The organism is Streptomyces sp. NPDC090499 (assembly GCF_044769305.1).
Lineage (GTDB): Bacteria > Actinomycetota > Actinomycetes > Streptomycetales > Streptomycetaceae > Streptomyces.
Genome location: NZ_JBIVXP010000035.1, coordinates 19,038 through 39,704 on the forward strand (window position 1 = coordinate 19,038; position 20,667 = coordinate 39,704).

Annotated in this window: 16 protein-coding genes and 2 pseudogenes; 9 read left to right on the forward strand and 9 right to left on the reverse strand. The window is 70.6% G+C overall.

The window, feature by feature from the left end:
• Window positions 1-481 precede the first annotated feature (481 nt).
• Window positions 482-1,050, reverse strand: a pseudogene (locus tag ACIQVL_RS50175) (IS110 family transposase); the annotation flags it as partial.
• A gap of 890 nt (window positions 1,051-1,940) precedes the next feature.
• Between ACIQVL_RS50175 and ACIQVL_RS50180 the strand changes: the two are divergent.
• The 3 genes from ACIQVL_RS50180 (at window position 1,941) to ACIQVL_RS50190 (ending at window position 7,756) form a co-directional block, all read left to right on the forward strand.
• Window positions 1,941-5,240 (forward strand): S8 family peptidase, encoded by a 3,300-nt coding sequence (locus ACIQVL_RS50180; protein WP_403479110.1) that lies wholly within the window; start codon window positions 1,941-1,943, stop codon window positions 5,238-5,240.
• Window positions 5,241-5,359: 119 nt separating this feature from the next.
• Window positions 5,360-7,066, forward strand: a complete 1,707-nt coding sequence (locus ACIQVL_RS50185) for a sensor histidine kinase (protein WP_403479111.1) — start codon at window positions 5,360-5,362, stop codon at window positions 7,064-7,066.
• A 12-nt stretch (window positions 7,067-7,078) separates the two neighbouring features.
• On the forward strand, window positions 7,079-7,756 hold the full coding sequence (locus ACIQVL_RS50190; RefSeq protein ID WP_403479112.1) for a response regulator: 678 nt from the start codon (window positions 7,079-7,081) through the stop codon (window positions 7,754-7,756).
• Between the two features lie 107 nt (window positions 7,757-7,863).
• On the opposite strand, the gene ACIQVL_RS50195 is transcribed toward ACIQVL_RS50190, so the two are convergent.
• Together ACIQVL_RS50195 and ACIQVL_RS50200 are read right to left on the reverse strand one after the other, a co-directional pair.
• Window positions 7,864-9,399 (reverse strand): alpha/beta hydrolase, encoded by a 1,536-nt coding sequence (locus tag ACIQVL_RS50195; protein WP_403479113.1) that lies wholly within the window; start codon window positions 9,397-9,399, stop codon window positions 7,864-7,866.
• 329 nt (window positions 9,400-9,728) lie between these two features.
• Window positions 9,729-10,919 (reverse strand): sensor histidine kinase, encoded by a 1,191-nt coding sequence (locus ACIQVL_RS50200; RefSeq protein WP_403479114.1) that lies wholly within the window; start codon window positions 10,917-10,919, stop codon window positions 9,729-9,731.
• Window positions 10,920-11,069: 150 nt separating this feature from the next.
• Between ACIQVL_RS50200 and ACIQVL_RS50205 the strand changes: the two genes are divergently transcribed.
• From ACIQVL_RS50205 to ACIQVL_RS50215, 3 genes are read left to right on the forward strand one after another with little or no spacing between them, the layout of a single operon-like run.
• A complete protein-coding gene (locus tag ACIQVL_RS50205) occupies window positions 11,070-11,441 on the forward strand; it encodes a DUF4333 domain-containing protein (RefSeq protein ID WP_403479115.1) in 372 nt (123 codons plus the stop codon).
• A gap of 16 nt (window positions 11,442-11,457) precedes the next feature.
• Window positions 11,458-12,180 (forward strand): ABC transporter ATP-binding protein, encoded by a 723-nt coding sequence (locus tag ACIQVL_RS50210; RefSeq protein ID WP_403479116.1) that lies wholly within the window; start codon window positions 11,458-11,460, stop codon window positions 12,178-12,180.
• A gap of 36 nt (window positions 12,181-12,216) precedes the next feature.
• Window positions 12,217-14,232 carry an FtsX-like permease family protein gene (locus ACIQVL_RS50215; RefSeq protein ID WP_403479117.1) on the forward strand — a complete coding sequence of 672 codons (2,016 nt, stop codon included), beginning with the start codon at window positions 12,217-12,219 and terminating at the stop codon, window positions 14,230-14,232.
• Between the two features lie 831 nt (window positions 14,233-15,063).
• Here ACIQVL_RS50215 and ACIQVL_RS50220 read toward each other — a convergent pair.
• From ACIQVL_RS50220 to ACIQVL_RS50240, 5 genes are all read right to left on the reverse strand, one after another.
• On the reverse strand, window positions 15,064-15,762 hold the full coding sequence (locus ACIQVL_RS50220; protein ID WP_403479118.1) for a response regulator: 699 nt from the start codon (window positions 15,760-15,762) through the stop codon (window positions 15,064-15,066).
• A 164-nt stretch (window positions 15,763-15,926) separates the two neighbouring features.
• Window positions 15,927-16,139, reverse strand: a complete 213-nt coding sequence (locus ACIQVL_RS50225; RefSeq protein WP_403479119.1) for a DDE-type integrase/transposase/recombinase — start codon at window positions 16,137-16,139, stop codon at window positions 15,927-15,929.
• A gap of 117 nt (window positions 16,140-16,256) precedes the next feature.
• Complete coding sequence (locus tag ACIQVL_RS50230) at window positions 16,257-16,517, reverse strand: IS3 family transposase (protein ID WP_403479120.1); 261 nt, start codon at window positions 16,515-16,517, stop codon at window positions 16,257-16,259.
• On the reverse strand, window positions 16,514-16,822 hold the full coding sequence (locus ACIQVL_RS50235) for a transposase (protein WP_403479121.1): 309 nt from the start codon (window positions 16,820-16,822) through the stop codon (window positions 16,514-16,516). The genes ACIQVL_RS50230 and ACIQVL_RS50235 overlap by 4 nt, the downstream gene beginning before the upstream one ends.
• Window positions 16,823-16,983: 161 nt before the next feature.
• Complete coding sequence (locus ACIQVL_RS50240) at window positions 16,984-17,424, reverse strand: MarR family winged helix-turn-helix transcriptional regulator (RefSeq protein ID WP_403479122.1); 441 nt, start codon at window positions 17,422-17,424, stop codon at window positions 16,984-16,986.
• Between the two features lie 331 nt (window positions 17,425-17,755).
• Between ACIQVL_RS50240 and ACIQVL_RS50245 the strand changes: the two are divergent.
• The 3 genes and pseudogenes from ACIQVL_RS50245 to ACIQVL_RS50255 all read left to right on the forward strand — a co-directional run.
• A pseudogene (locus ACIQVL_RS50245) lies at window positions 17,756-17,854 on the forward strand (MBL fold metallo-hydrolase); the annotation flags it as partial.
• 235 nt (window positions 17,855-18,089) lie between these two features.
• Complete coding sequence (locus tag ACIQVL_RS50250) at window positions 18,090-18,380, forward strand: hypothetical protein (protein ID WP_403479133.1); 291 nt, start codon at window positions 18,090-18,092, stop codon at window positions 18,378-18,380.
• Between the two features lie 109 nt (window positions 18,381-18,489).
• A complete protein-coding gene (locus ACIQVL_RS50255; protein WP_403479123.1) occupies window positions 18,490-19,269 on the forward strand; it encodes an oxidoreductase in 780 nt (259 codons plus the stop codon).
• 217 nt (window positions 19,270-19,486) lie between these two features.
• Here ACIQVL_RS50255 and ACIQVL_RS50260 read toward each other — a convergent pair whose 3' ends face one another.
• Window positions 19,487-20,371 carry an MBL fold metallo-hydrolase gene (locus ACIQVL_RS50260; protein WP_403479124.1) on the reverse strand — a complete coding sequence of 295 codons (885 nt, stop codon included), beginning with the start codon at window positions 20,369-20,371 and terminating at the stop codon, window positions 19,487-19,489.
• Window positions 20,372-20,667 lie beyond the last annotated feature (296 nt).

Genomic DNA, 20,667 nt, shown 5'->3' on the forward strand with positions numbered 1-20,667 from the left:
GCAGTACATTTCGGCCTCGAACGTGGGGTGTTGGGTGATGCCGGTGCCCCCCCCAGCTGGCGCCGGGCGTACCGGGTGAAGTCGCCAATCACCAGGTCGGCGACCGACGGGGGCGGGCAGGCCGTGCCGGCCGGCCCGCTGCATCAGAAGTTCCACCGCGCCATGGTGGACGTGAATGTATAACGCGAGGGCGGGTTCGGCGTGCACGCGGCGGAAGCCTTGGGTGCCGCGGGAAGCGGCACGGATGCCGATGTGGGCTTCGGTCAGCCAGGCGTGCGGCACTGCGCGGGCCGACGCCGTGCGGTCACGCCAGGCGTAGTATCCGGATTCCGCGACGTGTAGCACCCGGAAGGCCCGCTCCACGACATGCCCCGCACCGGCCACGACGCGGATGGCTTCGAACCGCCTTTTGAAGAGGCAACCTTCCCCATCGGTTCGGCAGCACGGCGGTGTATGGCCGACTCGGCTTCCAGTTCCGCGATACGAGTCTGCGGCGGCCGGCTTTCAGCAGTGCGGCCGGGGAACCGTAGCGTTCCACCAGCCAGGTCACGGCCGGGTGGTTCAGGCGGGGGCCGCGGACGCGCTCCAACGAGGGGGGAACTCGGTGAGCAGGCCGCGTATCCGGTGGGAGGTGCGGGTGGCCTCGGCCGCGAGGTCCTGGTCGAAGCCCACCAGCGCAGTCAGCTCGGCGGTGATCTCGTCGGTCAGTTCCAACGAGCGCAGGGTGTGCGGCATCGTGCGGGCCGCGTCTGGGATCACCGCGGCGTCCTTCGCATGGGTCTTGGCCTCGCCCGGATACAGGTCGGCGATCTGACGCATGGCCACGCCGGGCAGGTAGGCGGCCTTGCAGCCCACGTCCCGGGCCACGGTGGGCGGGAGGGCGCCGAACTTGATGGTCAGCTTGTCGAAGACGGCCCGCAGCCTGGGCTCGCTGTTGGGCAGCTGCTTGTCGAGGACCTTCGTCCCGGACGGGGTGAGCCCATGGCCGCGGTGAGCGGTCTTGCCGACGTCGAGGCCGAGGAACACGCCCACGTCTTCGGTGTCGAACATCCAGCGCCTCCAGGGAAGTTGAACATGCCAGCCTTGGCGGTGATGTCGTGCGCGCGCATCCACGTCATGCAGACCTGCCGCCCGAGAGCTGTCCGGCATTGCGCCGGACCGGGCAGTGGCCGGCCCTCTCATAGCCGTCTCCGACGGCACCTTCCGGGCCCGGAGGCCAGCGGCCCTCTTGCAGGACCGCGGAAAACATAACGGGGGAATGGCTGCGGGGCATGCTGGCCCGCGGAGGCTCCTGGACGGTCAGTCGCGCGGGTAAGAGCCCGCGACATCCTCGTCGGGCCACAGGCGGTCCCGCCGGTCTCGCCGACAACGCCGTCGTACCGCCCGGGACCGTCAGCCTGGGGACCAACCACCCGGCGACTTCTACCTGATCCCTGAGCATGTTGTTCAACCCGTGCGATCTTCGGAACCATCGCGTACAGGTGATGGACTCGGGTCGTCTGGTGGAGCCACCCACGTCGTCATGGGTGATGGAGCGGCGGTTCTTCGGCCCAACTGGGCGTCGGTCCGAACGTCGATGGTTCTCACGGCTGCGCCAACCTGGGCCTGGAGCCGTGTTCTTGTCGAGTCGCCGTACTCCTGACGCAGCCGACGAGCTACGCGCCCTGTGCGTCCCGCCGAGCCGTCTCTACCGATCGGCAGAGACGAAGAGGCCTTTCGGTAGAGGTTCAGTGCGCCCTCGACCGCCCATGCTGCTTCGGATCGGGCGATCGCACGCCAGGAAGTCGATCGCCGCCACGTTCCTACAGAAGGGTGCTCGGATGCGCCTCAGACGCCCGGCTCTCGGCCTCCACTCCGGGGGCCCGGACCCGGTTGGGCAAGTACCAAGAAGGTACGGAGCCGTTGTCGCCGCGGCGACCGCGGTGGCCTTGGCGGCAGGTATGAGCGGCCCGGCGTCCGCCGGCGCGGTGAACGGGCCGGACACCGCCCTGAAGAGCTCGGTGGCGCTCAACGACGCGGCCGGTCGGGCCGCCTCCACGCGCACCGTCACCCTGCTCACCGGCGATCGTGTCGTCGTCGGTGCGGGCGGCCGCGTCAGCGGTGTGGAGATGGCCGAGGGACGCGAGAAGGTCCCCGTCCGGGTGCTCAGGCTGAGCGGCCGCACTCTGGTCGTCCCCGCGGACGCGCAGCCTCTGATATCCGACGGCAGGCTCGACGAGCGGCTCTTCGACGTCGGTGCGCTGGCGGACGCGGCCCGCCTGAAGGGCCGGGCGAACACCCTGGGTGTCATCATCGGATACCGGGGACGAGCCTCCGCCATGAAGGCGGAAGTCCGGTCCGAGGGCGGCGCCCAGGAGCACCGCTCGCTGAAGGTGCTCAACGCGGACGCGGTCACCATCCCCCGGCAGGACGCCACGAAGCTGTGGAACACGCTCACCGACGCAGGGCGCGTCGGCATCCGCACCGCCGGCGGCATCTCCCATGTCTGGCTGGACGGGGTCCGCGAGGCGAGCCTGGACAAGAGCGTCCCCCAGATCGGCGCGCCCACGGCGTGGGCCGAGGGGTACGACGGCAAGGGGGTGAAGGTCGCGGTGCTGGACACCGGCGTCGACGCCGACCACCCGGACCTCAGGACCCAGGTCGTCGCCCAGAAGGACTTCTCCGGCTCCGGGAGCGTCAAGGACCGTGACGGGCACGGCACGCATGTCGCGTCCATCGTGGCCGGTACCGGCGCCAAGTCGCACGGCAGGTACAAGGGCGTCGCGCCGGGTGCGAAGATCCTCAGCGGCAAGGTCCTCGGGGACGACGGCTCCGGCAGTGACTCCGGCATCATCGCCGGGATGGAATGGGCCGCCGCGCAGGGCGCGGACGTGGTGAACCTCAGCCTCAGCGGTCCGGACACTCCCGGGATCGACCCCTTGGAGGCCGCGGTCGACAAGCTGTCGGCCGAGAAGGGCATCCTGTTCGCCGTCGGGGCGGGCAACTCGGGACCGGGGGCCGGCACGGTCGGCTCGCCCGGCAGCGCGGACGCCGCGCTCACCGTCGGCGCGGTCGACGACAACGACGAACTGGCCGACTTCTCCAGCACCGGCCCGCGCGACGGCGACGGCGCCGTCAAGCCCGACGTGACCGCGCCCGGTGTGGACATCACCGCCGCCGCGGCCCCGGGCAGCGTCATCGCCAGGGAGGTCGGCCAGAACCCGCCGGGCTACATGACCATTTCGGGTACGTCGATGGCGACCCCGCACGTCGCGGGCGCGGCGGCCATCCTGAAGCAGGCCCACCCGGACTGGAAGTACGCGGAGCTGAAGGGCGCCCTCACCGGTTCCGCCAAGGACACCGGGTACTCACCGTTCCAGCAGGGCACGGGCCGCATCCAGGTCGACAAGGCCATCGAGCAGTCCGTCATCGCGGAAGCCTCGGTGGACTTCGGCCTGCAGGCGTGGCCGCACGGCGACGACACACCGGTCACCCGGCAGCTGACGTACCGCAATCTCGGGAAGACGGACGTCACCCTGAAGCTCGCGGTGAAGGGTCTCGACCCGGAGAGGCGTCCGGCTCCGGCCGGATTCTTCGGGCTCGCCGCCACGACCGTCACGGTTCCGGCGGGCGGCAGGGCCTCCGTCGACGTGACCGTCGACACCCGGCTGGGCGGCACCGAGGACGGCGGCTACTCCGCGTACGTGACGGCCACGGGCGGTGGCCAGACCGTGCGGGCGGCCCTCGGCGTCGACCGGGAGGTCGAGTCGTACGACGTGACGCTGAAGTACATCGGGCGGGACGGCAGACCCGCGACCGGGACCGCCGTGGAGAGCAGTGCGCTCGGCATGAGAGGTCTCGGGGCCGGCAGCGAGGGCGACGCGGTGCCGGACGCCTCCGGCACCGCCAGGCTCCGCCTGGCCAAGGGCACCTACCTGCTCGACAACAGGATCTACGACGACCCCCAGGACCTCGGGAAGGGCGGCGCCTGGCTCGTCCGGCCGAAGCTGGACATCACCAGGGACACGACGGTCACGATCGACGCCCGCACCGCCAAGGCCGCCGACGTGACGGTCCCGGACGCCGCCGCCAAGCCGGCGGGCGCCGCCTCGTACTTCCGGCTGCAGAACAGTGGCATCGAGGTCTGGGTGGGCTTCCTGGGCCAGTCCTTCAAGGGACTGCGCACCGCGCACATGGGAGAGCGGATCCCCCAGGGCCTGTGGCAGCAGTGGAACGGCAGCTGGGAGAAGGGAGCCGCCACCGAGTACCACACGGTGTCCGGCGGCCCGGTGCAGAAGATCGCGACGGGCTACACCAAGCACTTCACAGCCCGCCAGTTCGCCACCGTGAAGGTCGGCATCGGGGCCGCGGCCCCGGGCAAGACGGGTATGGCCCTGGCATCCGCCGTCCTGCCGTCGGTCGGGGTGAACTTCGGCGCGATCTGGCCGAAGCCGTACAGTCTTCCGGCCAGGCGCACGCTCCATCTGTCGACGCTCGGCGATCCCGGGTGGTACGTCGACTCCCGCCAGTACGGGGGCGCCAGAGGGGCGGACGAGGTCGTGTTCCTCCAGGACCTGCCGCGGACCTACAGGTCCGGCGAGACGCGTCAGGAGACGTTCGGCACCGGAGTCATGGCGCCGAGCCTGGCCATCCGCGACACCGGCGTCCTCAGGAACGGCAATCTCATGGCGCTCTACCTGCCGATGTACACCGACGCCGGGGGGCACGCGGGCACCTCGGAGTACTCGTCCGTCAGGACGACGCTCGACCGCGACGGCACAAGGATCGTCGACACGGATGATCCGATGGAGGCCACCCGCCAGTACCAACTCCCGGCCGCGGACGCCCGGTACAGGCTGACCGCGTCCTTCACGCGAAGCACCGGGATCAGCGCCGTGTCGACCCGTATCGACGCGAGCTGGACCTTCCGTTCGAAGAAGATCGGCGAGTTCGCGGTGATGCCGCTCTCCTCGGTGCGCTTCCAGCCCGCACTCGGCCTCGACAGCACGGCTCCGGCCGGCCGGACCCAGTCGGTACCGGTCAAGGTCGAGGGCCCCGCCGCCGGCCGTAACCTCCGGTCGCTGTCCGTCTACGCCTCGTACGACGACGGCAGGACGTGGCGGAAGCTTACGGTCCGAGGCGGCAAGGTCTCCGTGAAGAACCCGGAGCGGGGCAGGGGAATCGCCCTCCGTGCCGAGATCACGGACCGGAAGGGCAACAAGTCGACGGTGTCCGTCCACAACGCGTACCGCGGCAGGTGACACCTCCCTGGTACCGAGCGGTCTGCCGGAGCCGTGTGGCTCCGGCAGACCGCTCGTCCCTGTGCGGGCGCCTCGGGCGCGGAATGAACGCGACGCGAGAGGAAGCCGTGCTTCAGGGCATGCGAGGGGATCGGGCGGAGCCGTTCCGGGGGGCTCGGGCCACCTGGCGTGTCGCACGGGAGGCCGGGCTGCTCGGCATCGTCGCCGCGTTCACCTGGGTGTCCGTCGGTCAGGTCGTCTATCTCTGGTCACCGGTCCACTTCATGACCGAGTCACGCTGGACGTGGGCCTTCGTGGCCGGCACGGTCCTCGTCACCCTCCTGCGGCTGTGGGCGCCAGCCGTCGCGGTGGTCGCCGCGGCCGCGCTGTTCGGCTGGCTGCCCGCGTCGGGCATCGCCGTGACGGTGACGGCCTACACGGTCAGCGGGCGTTACCGGCCCCCGCGGCGGCGGTTCGCGGTGCTGGGTGTGGCCGCCGTGACCGGCTACGCGATCGCGCTGTCCTCCAGCGACATGCCGAAGTCCGTGGTGACGAGCCTTCACCTGGTCACGGCGCTGGTCTGCCTGGGACTGCCCGCCGGAGTGCGGGCCCTGCTCGCCGCGGCCGACCACGTGGTCCGCACGCTGCGGGAGCGCGCGCATTTCCTTGAGGAGAACTACCGCCTGGCGCAGTCGACGGCACGTCTTCAGGAACGGTCCCGCATAGCCCAGGAGATGCACGACCAGCTGGGCCACCGACTGAGTCTGATCTCCCTCTACGCGGGAGCCATGGAGATGGCGGCGACCAGCGGGACACAGGCTCCGGACGGCGGTGCGGCCCAGCTGATCCGCGGCACCGCCCAGACCGCCATGCACGAACTGCGCACGGCTCTCGGCATCCTGCGATCGGCCGACTCCGTGGACGCGGCGGCACTGCAACCGGCCCAGGAGACCGGCCTGCGCCCCGACATCGCGAGGCTGGTCGAGCAGTCCCGGTCCGCGGGCGTGGAGATCGGCCTCACGTGGCAGGGGGCGGATCTGCGGGACGTCGCCCTGCCGGTGCGGCGGGCCGTCCACCGCGTGGTCCGTGAGGGGTTGACCAACGTGCACCGTCACGCGCCCGGCTCGACCGTCTCGGTCGTGGTCGAGCGCGCGCCCGATCACGTGCGCGTGGAAATCTCCGACGAACGCGGCCCCGTGGCGGCGCCGGACAGTAGCCCGCCGGCCGGGGCCGGTATGGGGCTGGTCGGCGTACAGGAGCGGGTGACCCTGCTGGGAGGCAGCTTCGTCGCCGGCCGCACGGGGGACGGCGGCTTCCGGCTGGCAGCCGAGCTGCCCCTGCGGATGGTGGAAGGGACCCGACCCGTTCTCCGGCGGGCCGAGCCGGACAGATCGGTCGCCGAAGCCGGGGCAGGGGCCGGAGCCGGTGTTCCCTCCCCCGACACCGCCGAACCGCTGGCGCTCTTCGGTCGCTGGGCGGGCCGGGGAACGTCCGCCGTGCTCGGCATCGGTCTGGTGGCCGTCGCGGCACTGGTCGCCGTGGCATGCGACGCCCTGCCCTGGTATTCCTCGGACTACCGGAACACGGTGCGGCAACCGGGCATCACGGAGGTGGCCATCGGCATGACGCGTGCACAGGTGACCGACATCGTCGGGTCCGACGACGCTGTGGCGCGGTTGGCCGCCCGGTCCGTGGAGTCGCCCCGGCCGCCCGCCGACACATGCACGTACGCCCAGCAATGGTCGAGCGAACTGCAAGACCACGTCGTGCGCTTCTGTTTCCGCCGGGATGTCCTGATCAGGATCGACCGGTTCCGAGCCGAGGACGGAAGTGCCGGTGACCGGTAGGAGGCGACGCGCATGAGTAAGCAACCGACCGAGCCCATCAGGGTCTTGCTGGCCGACGACGAGGCACTGCTGCGGGTGGCCCTGCGCCTCATCCTGGGGCATGCCGGCGACATCGACGTGGTCGCGGAGGCCGTCAACGGATCGGAGGCCGTCGATCTCGTCGTCCGCCACCGCGTCGACGTGGTGCTGATGGACATCCGCATGCCGGGCACGGACGGTCTCGCCGCCGCCGAGACACTGGCCGGCCTGGCCCCGGCGGTCCGGGTCGTCATGCTGACCACGTTCGGCGAGGACGAGTACGTCACCCGGGCGCTCGCCGCCGGGGCCGCTGGCTTCGTCCTCAAGGACAGCGGCCCGCAGGAGCTCATCCAGGCGGTGCGCGTGGCGGCGAGCGGTGAGGCGATCCTCTCCCCGCGTATCACTCGCGGCCTCATCGAACAGCACGTGGTCACGAACGCTCGGCGGGCCGCCGAGGCGCGGCGGCGGGTGGACATGCTGACCGCACGCGAACGGGACGTGCTGGCCCTGGTCGGACTGGGCCTTTCCAACGCCGACGCCGGCGGAAGGCTCCACCTCGGCGAGGGCACCGTCAAGACGCACGTGCGCAGCATCCTGGCCAAGCTGGGCTGTGCCAACCGGGTCCAGGCGGCGATCCTCGCGCACGAGGCCGGCCTGTTGAAGGGAGTCTGAGCCGCCCGGACGTTTGGTGCCGCCCCTGGGTTCTGGGCCCGCGGTCCTCTCGCGCGTCGCTTCGGCGAGGTGCGTCGTCGGGAGAACCGCGTGCCGCAATCCCCGTCTCAGGAGGCGCAGGTGACGTCGGCGGCCGGCAGCCGTCCGCCGGTGAGGTAGGCGTCGACGGTGCGGGTGACGCAGGTGGGGGCGCCAGGGAAGCCGTAGACGGCGTGGCCGCGGCCGCCACGGACGTACACCAGACGCGAGCCGTGCAGGGCGCGGTGCATGGCGCGGCCACCGGGCAGCGGGGTCTGCGGGTCCCACTGGTTCTGTACGACGAGGGCGCCGACGGTGTTGTCGACGTGGGTGGCCGGTTCGGAGCCGCGGGGCCAGAAGGCGCACGGGGTGATGTTGGCGGCGAAGTCCCCGTAGAGGGGGTGGCGGGAGCTCGTGCTGCGGGCGTCGCGCTGGTAGCGGGCCGGGTCGCGGGGCCAGGACTTGGTGTTGTCGGCGCAGGTGATGGCCCAGTTGAGGCCGACGCTGTTGTCGGTCGTCACGTCCGCGGGGCCGGTGCTCGGGCGGGTGGCTCGGTTGGTGGGGCGGGAGGTGCGGAGGGCGGTGATCTCGTGGGCGGCCTGGTAAGGGGCGGCGGCGAAGTAGGGGCGCAGCCAGGAGCGGATGTCGGTGCCGGTGAGGGCTTCGCCCTGGTGTTCGGGGTCGTCGCCCTGGTACAGCAGCGGTGTGCTGTCGGCGCGGGCGATCAGCTGCCAGAAGGCGGCGCGGACCTTCGCGGGCGTGTCACCGAGGTGGTAGGTGCCGTCGCGGCGGGCGATCAGGCGACTGAAGTCCTCGAAGGCGGGCTCGGCCCCGGCCGCCATGTCCAGGACCGTGCCCCTGCCGAACCGGTTCGGGTCGGGTGCGCTGTCGAGCACGATGCGGTCGCTGTGCCGCGGGAAGAGCTGGGTGTAGACGGCGCCGAGATAACTTCCGTAGGACCAGCCGAGATAGGAGAGCTTCTTCTCCCCCAGTACACCGCGGATGACGTCCATGTCCCGGGCGGTGTTGCGGGTGTTGATGTAGGGCAGGACCCGGCTTCCGTTACGGGTGGTGCACTTGGCGGCGACGTCACGGGCGTCCGCGGTGTCCTTGGCGAACGTGGCGGCACGGTAGGGGCGGTAGGGCTCCGTGTCGTCCGCCTGGTCCTGTGTCAGACCGCAGCGCAGGGGGCTGCTGGCGCCCAGGCCGCGCGGGTCGAAGCCGATCAGGTCGTAACGCTGCAGGACGCTCTTGGCCAGGGCGTCCTTGAGGGAGAGGGGGTTGCCCAGGCCGCGGTTTCCCGGGCCGCCGGGATTGGACAGCAGCACGCCGTGCCGCTCGCCAGGCGTGCTGGTGCGCAGCCGCGAGATCCGCAGGCGCAGGGTCGGGCCGTCGGGGCGGGCGTAGTCGACAGGGACGGTGATGGTGGCGCACTGGTAGGAGGCGGGGGCACCAGGGGCGTCGCACCGGTGCCATGCCGGGCGCTGGGCGTAGTAGCGGGTGAGACTGGAGGTGTGGTCCGCGACCGGGGGCCGGGCGGTGGTCGCTCCCTGGGCCTCGGCCAGGGAAAGGGCGGCGAGCAGGCCGGCGGCGGCGAGAGCGACTACGCGGGTGATGCGGGGCATGGAAACGTCCTTCTTGAGTGCGGACTTACCGCTGCGGACAGGGGGGCGACGGCGCCCACCCCCACTCTCTGATCGCCCGGCTCGGCGACGCCTCGGCCAAACGGCCAGAGCCCCGGCGTCGGCCTCGTCCGAACGGCCATCTCCGCGCCGGCCGCCGGACGATCCCTTCCGGCCCCATCGCCGGCCGGCCCGAGCCCACACCCGAGCCGTCCGCTTCGAAAGCCGGCCGCGCCTGAGTCCGAGGGGCAGCCGTCTCCTGCAGCGGAACGGCCGGACGCAGTTGGAGGACGGGCGGTCTCACGAAGGGAGGCCGACGCGAGTAGGCGCCCTCAGGGTCTCCGTGCCGGAAACACCGCCCGAACCTCCCACCCCGCGCCGCCCCGCGGTCCGGCGTGCAGTTCGCCGCCCAGTGCGGTCACTCGCTCCTTCAGGCCCACGAGGCCGAAGCCTCCGCCGTGCGCGGCGGCCGGGAGCTGGGTGCCGCCGCGGCCGTCGTCGGCCACCGACACCTCCAGGCGGCCGGTGTCGTCCCGTAGGCGGACCTCGATGTGCGCGGCGTCGGCAGCATGCCGACGGACGTTGGTCAGCGCCTCCTGCACGACCCGGAAGGCGGCGGCCTGCACCTCGTGGGGGAGGTCGTCGGCCACCGTGCGGTCACGGCTCAGGACGGCCTTCTGACCCGGCATCGCGAAGCCCTCGACCAGTTCGGCGATGCCCGCGAGGTCGCCGACCGGGCGGCGGTCGGCCGTTGCGGAACCGGTGTCGCGCAACACCCCGACCGTGCGGCGCATGGAGGCGAGGGCCTCGGTAGCTGCGCGCTCGATGCCGGCCAGGACGGGGTCCAGTTCCTGCGGCTGGGTGGTGGCCATCATGCGGGCCATCTGGGTCTGCACGAGGATGCCGGTCACATGGTGGGCGACGAAGTCGTGCAGGTCGGCGGCGATGGCCAGGCGTTCGCCGCGGCGGGTCTCGCTGACGGCGACGGTGCGGCGGTAGTCCATCGAGCGCAGATAGCCCGCGAGTCCGGCGACCAGGCCGACCAGTAGCAGGCCGATCATCTCCAGACCCGTCAGGTCACTGCTCAGCGTCACGTCGCCGCGTACCGGCAGGGTGAGCAGCGCGCCCGCGTCGAGGACACCGCACACCACTGCCCAGCGCGACGGACAGTGCCGTACCGCGATGAAGAGCAGGCACAGCAGGATCATCATCTCGCCCGGGCCGAGCACGACCTCGCCCGGGACCAGCAGCGAAGCGGCTGTGAGGAGGACCGAGGCGAGTGCGGGCACGGCGGTGCGCACCTGGGGCGTGAACCACTCGGGCCGCCGTCGGGCCGGCCACAGCACGCAGGTCAGCCCGACGAGCACCACGGCCAGGGTCTGCCAGAAGGGTTCCAGCCCCGGCAGGACGCTCGCTGCTTGGGAGTCGGAGCCCGCGTAGAGAACGACGTCCACGACAGCTGCGGCGACCAGGAGACCGGCGGCGAAGTAACGGGCGCAGCCCCGGGCGGAAACGGACTTCATGCCGATCACCGTAGGGCAGAACCCCGCCAGCGGGATCGGCCGGACGGCCGAGGAGCCCGCCCGCGCTCACGGCCGTTCGGCCGAGGCGCGCGTGCGGGCCCGCGGGCGAGGGTGGAGCCGCATCCTCACCACGGACATCAGGAGTACGCGATGGAGCGGAGCAAGTTTCTCGTCGGCGTCGTCGGTGGCGCGACCGCCGTGGTCGCGCTGGGCGGCCTCGGTACGTATCTGCTCTCGGGCACCGAGTCGACCAGCAGCCTGGACAGGTTCAGCACGGCCTCGGTGGACGGGCACAAGGTGCTTGCGGCCGACATCGTCGCGGGCCGCACCGAGAGCAAGTACCACCCGCTGCCCTGGGTCGGCGACAAGCTCGCGGGTGTGACGTGCCCGAGCGGACTCAAGGCCGTGGCGGGGGCCACTCTCACCTGCACCGGCGCGAAGCGAGACGGCGGGACCGTCGATATCCCCGTGCGTGTGGTCAAGGCCGACGCCAAGCGCGTCACCTGGACGTTCGAGCGCTGAGAAGGGATCGCACATCATGAGCACCGTTCTGGCCGGATACGGCCTGGTGAAGAAGTACGGCCCGACCACCGCCCTGGGGGGCGTGGATGTCGAGGTCGCCGAGCGCGACTCGCTGGCCATCATGGGCCCGTCAGGGTCGGGCAAGTCCACGTTGCTGCACGTCCTGGCCGGGATCATCCGCCCGGACGAGGGCCAGGTGCTGCTGCGTGGCGAGCGAAGCGAGATGGGGGTTTCCCCGGCCGAAGGCTGGGGGCGCATCGACAAGCTGGGCGAGAACCGGCTCAGCGCGCTGCGTCGCAAGCGGTTCGGGTTCGTCTTCCAGTTCGGCCAGCTGCTGCCGGAGCTGCCCGCCGAGGAGAACGTGGCGCTGCCGTTGATGCTGGAGGGCATGCCACGGCTCGAGGCCGTCGCCCGTGCCCGCCGCTGGTTCGCGCCGCTGGGTCTGGACGGGCTGGAGCACCGCCGCCCCGGCCAGCTCTCCGGCGGCCAGGCCCAGCGTGTGGCGATCGCCCGCGCCCTGGCCATCGAGCCGGACGTGGTCTTCGCCGACGAGCCCACCGGCGCCCTGGACCAGCACACCAGCAGGGAGGTGATCCAGCTGCTGACCTTCGCCACCCGGGACACGGGCGCCGCCCTGGTCCTCGTCACCCACGACGCCGACGTCGCCGCCCACTGCGGCCGCATCCTCCAGGTCCGCGACGGCCGGATCAGCGGCCACAGCCAGTACACCGTCGCCTGATCCGACCCATCTCGCCCGAAGACCTCCGGAGTCCCCATGCGTTCGCCTGTCCTGCCCCTCACCTGGCACCTCGCCAGGTCCTCCGGCCGCCGCGGCCTGCAGTCCCAACTGCTCGCCGCCGGGGCCGCCGCCGTCGGCTCGTTCCTCCTGCTGGTGATGATCGCCACCGCACTGGGGGCGGGCGCCCGCGCCGATCACACCACCTGGCGTACCCCCGACGCCGTAGCGGCGACGAAGGCCACCGCCGTCCAGGCCACGACCATCACCTACGTCCGCCATGAACCGGTCACCGTGGTCAACCTCGCCCAGCTGCCCGACCGCAAGCAGACCCCCGCCCCGCCCGGCCTGAGCGGCTTCCCGAAGCAGGGCCAGGTGTACGTCTCCCCGGCTCTGGCCGGGCTGCTGCACAAGCTCCCAGCCGGCCAGCTCGCCGACCGCTTCCCGAAGGTGACGTCCTACGGCATGATCGGCGCCGCCGGTCTCGCCTCGCCCGACGAACTGGTCGCGGTGGTCGGACGGGCGCCGGGCGACGCGGCCGTCTCCAAGGCCGCCGGAAACCAGAACTACTACGACGCGGACCTGACCGAACGCGCACTCGTCTCCGGGTTCTCCTCCACCAGGGCGAGCGTGTTCACCGGCGCCGACCAGGGGACCGTGCTGCTGGGCGTGGTGCTGCTCGTCATGCCGGTTGTCGTGCTGGCCTCGGCCGCCGGACGGCTCGGCGCGGCCCGGCGCGAACAGCGGCTCGCCGCACTGCGGCTGGCCGGGGCGACCCCGCGGCAGATCCTCGCCATGACCGCCGCCGAGGCTGCCGCGGTCGGCGCGGCCGGCGCCCTGGCGGGCGCGCTCGCCTACACCGCGCTGCTGCCCGCGCTTGCCGAACTCCCCTACGGCGTCGGCTCCTGGTACACGGGCCGACTGTGGGTGGGGCCTGCGTGGCTCGCGACAGTGGTGCTGGCGGTCACGGCGCTCATCACCGTGAGCGCCGTGACGATGCTGCGCCAGGTGGCCACCTCGCCTCTGGGCGTCGCCCAGCAGGCCGCCCCGCGCCGCACCCGCGCGATCCGCCTATTGCTGTTCGTCGCCGTCCTGCTCATCATCTGGGCAACCACAGGCGACGGCGGCCAGCTCAAGGCCCGGCAACTGCTCGTCCTGCTGGCGCTCTTCTACGGCGCGTTCTGGCTGTTCGGCCCCTGGGTCGTGGACCGGCTGGGCCGGATCGTGGGCCGTCGTGCCAAGCGCCCGGACACGCTGCTGGCCGCGCGTCGGCTCAGCGACGACCCGGGCGCGGCCTGGCGCACCGTCAGCGGCCTGGTGCTCGCCGGGTTCGTGGCCGGGTTCTTCTCCATCAGCTCGCTGGGCTCCGAAGGCCCGAGCCACCAGGGCCAGGTCGCGGTGATCACCGCCAACGCCGCCGACGCCCGGCACACCGCCACCGAGGCCCGTACGGCGTTGCACCGGGCGGGCGTCACGGCTACCGTCACCGTCACGAGCGAGGAGGAGTACTTCAGCCTGCTGGGCGGTCCCCCTGGCGTGACGGCCCAGGTCTCCGGAGGGCAGGAGAGCATCGACACCGCCGTCACCGCCCTGACGCCCCTCGGGTCGGGCAGGTACCCCTTCACGCAGGAATACGTGTCCGCCCCCGACGACACGGTCACCGCCCGCCTCGCCACCGTCAGCACTGCCACCCTCGTTCTGAGCTTCCTCGTCGCGGCTGCCTCCGCCGGCCTCACGGCGGCCGCGAACGTCCTCGACCGGCGTCGGGTGTATGGCCTGCTACGACTGGCCGGCACCCCATTGGAAGTCCTGGACCGGGCCCGGACCCGCGAGACCGTCATCCCGCTGGCCGTTCTCGCCGGCGGCACCACCGCGATGGGTGCGTTCGGGGCCATACAGCTGAACAAAGCGGCCGGCACCACAATCAACGCCTCCGGCGCCGGGCAACTGGTGCTCTGCGTGGCCGTGGGCGCGCTGGCCATGCTCGCCGCGATCACCGGCAGCAGGCCACTACTGCGGAAGGTGACCGAGGGCCCGGCTCGGATGGCGGACTGATCCCACCCCGACGGTAGGAAACGTTCCCCGGCTGCGGCCGAGCCCCGCCAGGACGGTGGGTCACCCGCGCTGGGAGCGCCGTCCGAACGACCGCTTTCCTGCCTCGCGGTGCGCCGGCCGCCGGAGCCGAGAGCGGTCATGCGAGGCGGAAAGCGGCCAGGGCGAGGTCTGCGCAACGGCGCCATCGGGCGGGGTCCGTGATGCCCGGTCTCTCCAACTGTTCGGCGCAGCCACCCGCCAGGATTTTGACGTCGGTGATACTGGCGTACGGGCGAGTCAAGCTCTGCTCCTTGGCTCCTTCGAGGAGGGCACTCAGTAGTTTGCCGGGCCCCGGTCGTGGCTCCGCTGTTGGGTCGTTGCTGCTGTGGGCCGTGGGGCGGCGCGGAGTGTTCGTTGCCTTGGCCGAATACGAATTCATCGCGGCGGCGCTGTGTGATACGGCTCAGCGACAGAAGGCTGGCGGGGACGACAGTCATCGGGGCGATGATGATCGGAGGCGTGTTCGCCTACCGGCGATAGCGCCGCTGGGGCCCCGGGTCCTCGTTCGCGTTCCGGATCGCATACGTGCTCAGCGCCGAGGACCACACGCTGGTTTGTGCCGTCAACGCCTCGGCGTTCGCCTTGAGCCTCCACGTGGCGACCAAAGGCATCGATGTGTTCGCCGCAACGGGTGCCGCGGTGGGCTCTGAGCGCGGCGTTGATGGCCACAGTAGGCACGGGGACGGGCTGCTCCTGTGGACGCGACGGGTGTCCCCAGCTCAGCGCCGTCCCCGACGGTTCACCAGCCGTTCCCGACCGTTCGGGTAACCGTCTCCGAGAAGCTCTGGCGCGTCAGCCGCCGGGCTGCACGTACCCGTACTGCCAGGCCCAGGCGGCGATCTCGACGCGGTTCCGGGTGGACAGCTTCACCTGAGCGCTGGACAGATGCGTCTTGACCGTGGACAGGGAGACGTAGAGGGCGGCGGCGATCTCTGCGTTCGTACGGCCGAGGGCAACCAAGCGTACGACGTCGAGTTCGCGGTCGGTGAGGGGCTCCGTGGGCAGGGTGGGCCTCGCCGACGCGGCGCCAGTGGTCCGCGGCGCGGTGACATGCTTAAGCAGCCGGACCGTGATCGACGGCGAGATCAGCGAGTCGCCCGCCGCGGCAGCACGCACCGCCTCCGCGAGGAGGGCGGGCCCGGAGTCCTTGAGCAGGAATCCGCACGCGCCGCCGCGCAGGGCCGCGTACACGTACTCGTCGAGGTCGAAGGTCGTGACCACGACGACCCGCATCGGGTGCGCCGCGTCGGGCCCCGCGAGCAGCCGGGTCACCTCCAGCCCGTCCAGTTTCGGCATCCGGATGTCCAGCAGGCACACGTCCGGCCGCTCCCGCCGTGCCAGCGCCACGGCCTCCTCACCATCGGCGGCCTCGGCCACCACGGTGATGTCGGGCTGGGCGCTGAGGAAGAAGCGGAAGCCGGTACGGACCATCTCCTGGTCGTCGGCGATCAGGACGCGGATCCGCGCTCCGGAAGGGCCTGAGGTGGTCATGGCTAGATCATGCCTTACCGGAAGGGAGCCACGCAGATCGCCAGCTGTGCAGCACCGGAGGGGGCGTTCATCGTGGTCTCGGCGGCTTGTTGAGCTGCATGGCGCCGAGGGTGCCGAACTCGCTTGCCAGCAAGGCGAGTTCATGGCTGGTGTATTGACCAGGTTCAACCAGTGGATGCAACACCGGCCCGGCCCCGCGGGGCGGCACTGGTGGCAGGCGGCTCGCAGGGCGTTGGCGACCAGTTCGGTGCGCAGTGGTCGGCGGTGGCCCAGCCGACCACCGAGCGGGAGGCGATGTCGATGACGGTGGCCAGGTAGAGCCAGCCCTCGTCGGTGGGGATGTAGGTGATGTCGCCGCACCAGCGGGCATCCGTCACGGTCGGGTCGGGCCGGAAGTCTCGCAGAACCAGGTCCGGGCGGGCGACCGGTACGGGGCGAGGATCGTGGTGCGGTGTCGTCGGCGACGTGACGGCCGGCGAGCCCGGCGGCTCGCATCAGCCGGGCGATGCGTCTGCGGCCGCAGGCCCCTCACGCTTGAGGACGGCGTGGATGCGCAGGGCACCGTAGGTGCCCCCGGACCGGGCGTGGACGGCGGTGATCTGTTCGATCAGCTCCGTGTCCTGCACGGCCCGGGGACCGGGTGTGCTGGTGCGGCGGGCGTAGAAGGCGGCTCGGGAGACCTTGAGCAGTTCACACGCCCGTTTGACGCTGTGGCCTGCTTGCTTCTCCGCCTCGATGAACGGGTGCACCGTCACCGGGTCGCCTTCGCGAAGAAAGCCGTGGCCCGCTTGAGGATCTCCACGTCCTCCCGCAGTCGGCGGTTCTCCCGCCGCAGCTGGGCCAGTTCCTCGCGTTCGCTGCTGGTCAGGCCGTCACGCTCGCCGGCATCGACCTCGGCCTGCCTGAGCCAGTCGCGTACCGCGGTCTCTGTCGGGTCGAAATCCTTGGGGACCGGACCAATTGAGCGGTCATCGCGTCGGCTCAGCTCGACGATCGCGGCCTTGAACTCCGGCGTGACCGAGCGGCGAGGACGCGGCTTCTTCTTCCCCATGCTCTCCATGATGGACATCATCCTTCTGGGGCCAAAGCCCCTGATCTTCGTGTCCGTCAAAGCGGATCAAGCCCACTCGGAAGCTGCGTCGGTCCTCGAAACAGCCCCGAGCATGCCCGCTCATCATGTTTGGCGCGCTGAGGAACGCCGAGGTCCCCGCAGGTCCAGGCTCAGATGTTGGGGGTTTCAGCAGCGGATATGGCTCGCTGCAGCAGGTCCCGCAGCACGTCCTGCTCCCACTGGGTCAGACCCGTCACCAGAGGTTCCTCGCACAGGAATCTCAGCATTCCTTCCCGCTCGACACCTTCGGGCGTGAGGCTGAGCTGTTTGGCCCGGCGGTCGGTGGGGTGGGGACGCCGTTCGACCAGCCGCTGGCTCTCCAGCTTGTCGATCACGACAACGGCGTTCGACGGCTCGCAGCTCAGCCGCACGGCCAGTTCGCTCAGGGTCATGGGACCCGTCAGCTCGCGCAGCGCCGTGGCCTGCGCGATGGTGAGGCCGATCTTGGCCACGCGCTCACGTAGCCGCGCGTTGTTCTGCATGTCGAGCTCGTGCACCAGCTTGCCCAGCTCCCACCACCGCGCCGCCGTCTGCGAATCCCATGTCGTCATAACCCCAGTTTAACCAACTCGTTCAAGCCATGATAGATATAGCCATATCTTTTTGATGGATAATGACATGGAGATCATATTCATGCCGGAGACGACATCGCACCTGGCCGAGCAGCCGCCGGGCATCCGGACCTTGACGCTCGGCGACACCAGGCTGAGCTTCGTACCGGACGGCGTGGGCCTGCTCAATGCCCGGCTCTGGTTGCCGGAATCCACCGACGACGACTGGGCGCAGTACTCCAGGCACCTCGACGAGTCCGGGAATCTGGTCGGCAGCATCGGCGGGCTGCTCGTGGAACGCGACGGCCGTGCGCTGCTCATCGACGCCGGGATGGGCCCGATCGAGGTCGGACCGCCGCTCAACCCCTTCGGCACGGTCACGGGCGGCCGACTGCTGGACAGCCTCGCCGCCCTCGGCCGCGACCCCGCCGACATCGAGGCGGTCGCGATCACCCACCTGCACCACGACCACGTCGGATGGGCCTGGCACCCCGCCCCCGGCAGCGACCGGCCCGCCTTCACAGGCGCCGCCTACCTCATCGCCGAACCCGAGTGGACCCAGCGCCACCACGCCGAGGCACAGGGCATGGGCGACATCATCAAGGCAATGGAGCCGCAGGTGCGCACCGTGGCCGACGGCGAGGAGATCTTCCCCGGCGTCCGTCATGCTCACCCCCGGCCACACCGTGGGACACGCCGCCTACGTCATCGACGCGGGCGGGCAGCGGGTCATCGCCTTCGGCGACGCCTTCCACTCCCCGGTCCAGCTCACTCACCCACTGTGGGAGGTCCCCGCCGACCACGACCGCGCACAGTCCATCGGCCTGCGTCGCAGCCTCGTCGACGAGCTCCTCGAGCCCGACACCATCGGCTTCGGCATCCACTTCGGCGACCGGGTGTTCGGCCGCGTCCGTGTCGACGAAGGCCGGCGGGTCTGGCACCCGGTCGGCGCCTGACAGCCGTTGATCCGTCCTCGGCCATCCGGTCGAGGGCTCGGCAGCTGTCTCGCCACCCGCGTTCTGTAAATCCGTACTCATAGTTCAGAAGCTCAGAAATTGGAGTGCCGTGAATCTCAACCTCACCGACAAGACCGCCGTCGTCACCGGCGCAAGCAAGGGCATCGGACTCGCCACCGTCCGCACCCTGACCGGCGAAGGCGTCCGGGTCGTAGGCGCCGCCCGCACCATCACACCCGAACTGAAGGAGACCGGCGCATACGCGGTGTCGGCCGACCTGAGCACAGCGGAAGGGGTCTCCGCCCTCATCGACGCCGCTCTCGTCGAACTGGGCGGCATCGACCTGCTGGTCAACAACGTCGGAGGTGGGGACGCGGCGGCGCTCGGCTTCCTCGCCGCCGATGACACCGAGTGGACCCGCACGTTCGACATCAACCTGCTCAGTGCCGTCCGGACCACGCGCGCGGCCCTGCCCAGCCTGATCGAGCGCCGCGGAGCGATCGTCAACATCTCCTCCACCGTCGCCCGGACGCCTGGCTACGCCCCGGCTCCTTACAGCACGGCCAAGGCGGCACTCACCGCGCTCGGCAAGGCCCTGTCCGAGGAGTTCGGCCCCCAGGGCGTCCGCGTGAACACCATCTCCCCCGGAGCGACGCGCACTTCCGCCTTCGAGGACCCGGACCGCCCGGTCGCCAAGTGGGCCGCCGCAGCAGGTCAGACCCTCGCCGAGTTCATCCAGCGGGTCCCGAAAGACCAGAACATCACGACCGGCCGTATGACCGAGGCCGACGAAGTGGCGGCCCTGATCGTGTTCCTCCTGTCCGACGTGGCCGGCAACATCACCGGCGCCGACTACGTCATCGACGGCGGCACGATCAAGACGGTCTGAACCACGGGTAAGAGCGGCACCGATACGTTCGAGGACGGTGGCGCCGGGCGACTGCACCTTGCGGGTCGGCACAGCACGGGGCAGTTGCATACGCTGGATGCCCTTGGTGGCGGCGGGGATCGCAGCCTTGAACGGCTGCGGTTCTCCTGTCACGCAAGGGCATCTCGGCGTTGTGGCACGCTCGCTCGGCCGACCGCATGTCGCGGCGTGTCCGGGCTTACGGCTGGTGTCCCAGCTTCACGGTCATGTTCGGGTGGCGCTTGCTCAGCGCCTTCAGCTTGAGCAGGCTGTCGATGCTGGGCTGGCGCTCGGCCAGGAAGGTGCCGGGCTCGACGTCGTTCTCCCAGCCCCAGCGCGTGTGGCACACATCGCCGGTCAGGAGCTCGGGACCCGCCGGGGTGCGGGCGACGAAGGAGAGGTGTCCCGTGGTGTGCCCCGGGGTCAGGATCGCGAAGAACGAGCCGTCGCCGAAGACGTCGTTCACCCCTTCGAACCTGCCGTCCGGGTCCTTGGCGAACTGGAGCTCCTGCAGCGGAGGCCTGCCGTCGAGGAGGTTGTTGTTCGTCCCCTGGGCGATCAGGTTCAGGAAGAGTGTCGCCTCCGGTTCGTCGGCGCCCGTGTAGATCGGGACGTCCTTCGGAATGTCGGGCAGTCCGGAGACGTGGTCAAGATGCAGATGGGTCATGAAGACCCCGTTCAGAGGAACGCCCTCCGCTTCAATGATCTCGGAAGTGCTCTCCTGGGCCTTCATCTTGTCGATGGCCTGGAACTTCCTCATCACCCATCCGACCCCCTCGCCGGCGGGGTCCTCCACGAACTGCCGGGAGACACCCGTGTCCACCAGAAAGAAACCGTGCGTGGGATGCCGTACGACGTGGGCGTAGATCTTGATCGCCTCCTTGCGGTCCTTCAGGCCCGCCTGAACAGCTTTCGGGTGCTTCAGGTTGAGCACTCCCGACAGCGGGACCTCCCAGTCCGCGGCGACCGTCCTGATCTCGACCGGACCCGGCTGATCGATCAGGTCCTCCATGACCGCCGAGCCGACCGGCGTGCCAATGCTCGCCCGCGTTGAGCTGTGGGTCGTGGTCTTGAATGCCTTCATGCGTGTACTCCCGTTCCTGACAAACATCGGCGATGAGCAACCCCACGCCGTCCGGAGCCGACGGCCATCTAGTTATGGCCTGAACCCTTCACTTCATAACTATCATAGACTGAAGTAGATGGCCAGCTCAGGCTTCCGGCGATGTCGGATCGGCAAGGAGTCACGGACTGGGGAGGTGGAAAGGTTGCTGCAGGTGCTGGGCAGGCAGAGCTACGCCCGACTGCGCGAGAAGGGGGCACACCCATCGCGTCATCAGGCCGGTCTGCGCGCTGCACGAGCTGGGTACTGCGACCCGA